Origin of the sequence: Brachybacterium sp. NPDC056505 (assembly GCF_042794925.1) — a bacterium.
GTDB classification, from domain to species: domain Bacteria; phylum Actinomycetota; class Actinomycetes; order Actinomycetales; family Dermabacteraceae; genus Brachybacterium; species Brachybacterium kimchii.
The window spans coordinates 1-1,521 of the sequence record NZ_JBHTSV010000071.1 but is presented as its reverse complement, the minus strand read 5'-3'; the positions used below and the strand labels follow the sequence as shown (position 1 = coordinate 1,521).

Annotated in this window: 1 protein-coding gene; it reads right to left on the bottom strand. The window is 72.5% G+C overall.

Annotated features, from left to right (window positions below; all coding sequences use genetic code 11):
• Positions 1-251: 251 nt before the first annotated feature.
• Positions 252-1,070: an NlpC/P60 family protein gene (locus tag ACFQ53_RS17680; RefSeq protein WP_377862285.1), complete on the bottom strand. Its 819-nt coding sequence runs from the start codon at positions 1,068-1,070 to the stop codon at positions 252-254.
• Positions 1,071-1,521 lie beyond the last annotated feature (451 nt).

Here is a 1,521-nt window from a genome sequence, read left to right as displayed (position 1 = left end):
CCTCTGCCACCGGTGGCAGAGGCGTCCGCCATACACCGCTGCGTGACATCCGCACCCTGTATCTCTCGCACGCGACGCACCCCTGCGCCCGCCTTTCCCGCTCCTTGCGCACGCAGTTCCTCTGCGGCCCAGCCGCCTCCCGCCCTACCGCCCACCGCGGGCGCACGCACGCAGAACGGGGCGGCACCTGTGCGGTGCCGCCCCGTTCCGGGCTGCCGTGGTGATCGTCGGGCCGCGGAGGGCCCGCTCGATCAGCGGTAGGAGATGAAGGTCGGGCTGCCCCAGATGGTGCGCTCGACGACCTGCTGGCGGGAGCCGGACGCGTCGATGACCTTGTTGTTGCCGGCGTAGATGCCGACGTGACCGGGCCAGTGGACGATGTCGCCGGGCTGGGCGTGCGACTGGGAGATGCGGGTGCCGCCGGCCGCCTGGCCGCTCGAGGTGCGCGGCAGGGACTTGCCGGCCTGCGAGTAGGCGTAGGTGGTCAGGCCCGAGCAGTCGAGGCCGCTGGACGGGTTCGAGGAGCCCCAGCTGTAGTGGACGCCGATCTGCGAGCGCGCGGCCGAGACGATCGAGGAGCCGGAGGTGCTCGAGGAGGAGTTGGAGGCGCTCGCGGAGGAGCCGCCGTTCAGCGCGCCGCGGGTCTCGGGGCCGACGCGGCCGTCGACGCGCAGGCCGTTGGTCGACTGGAAGTCGCGCACGGCGGCGTTGGTCTTGGTGCCGAACACGCCGTCCACGGCGAGGTGGGCGCCGTGATCGTTGAGGGAGGCCTGGAGGGCGGAGACCCGCTCGCCGCGGACGCCCGAGAACAGGGTCGCGCCGGCGCTGAGCGAGGTGCTCTTGGCGGAGGCCGTGGTGGTCACGGTGGCCTTGGCGGTGCTCGCGCTCGCGGTGTTCTGGGCCGGGGCGGCCGGGGCGGTCTGCGCGGTCGCGCCCTGCATGGTGAAGGCCGATCCGACGAGGACCGTGCCGAGGACGGCGGCGCCGCTCGCGGTGCGGACCGCGGCCGAGGAGGCGCTGATCGGGGTGACGGCGCGGCCGGCGGCGCGGTGCGTGTTCTTCTGGGCCATGTGAGGCGGGGTCCTTCCGGGTCTCATCCAGGGGGTCGGATGACGGCGTGCAGGGTCCTCATCCGGTGCTGGATGAACGGTGCGGGGTGCTCGGCGCTGCGGGCGGGGAAGGCCTCTGCTTCGTCCGGCACTTTGAGACTAGATGCGCGGAATAGTGGGGGCCAGCGGTTTGGTGCACCCCGACCGGCTCCTTTGCCACTCCTTGGGAAAGCGCAGAACCTTCATGGCCAGGCAGGGAGCCCCCTTTACCGCGCAGGGGCGCAGGGCGTGACCCGCTCCGCGGGCGGCACCTTCGTCGGTGGGCCGGCCGGGTCCCTCGTCGTCCGGTCGGGCGGGCCCGCCGGGACGCTCGCGGTGAGCCTGTCAATCTGTCTGTGTAAGTGGTGGTGTTCAGAGGTAGGGGTTGATGCGGTCGGGGTAGGCGGCTGCGAGCTGGGCGAGGGCCTGTTTC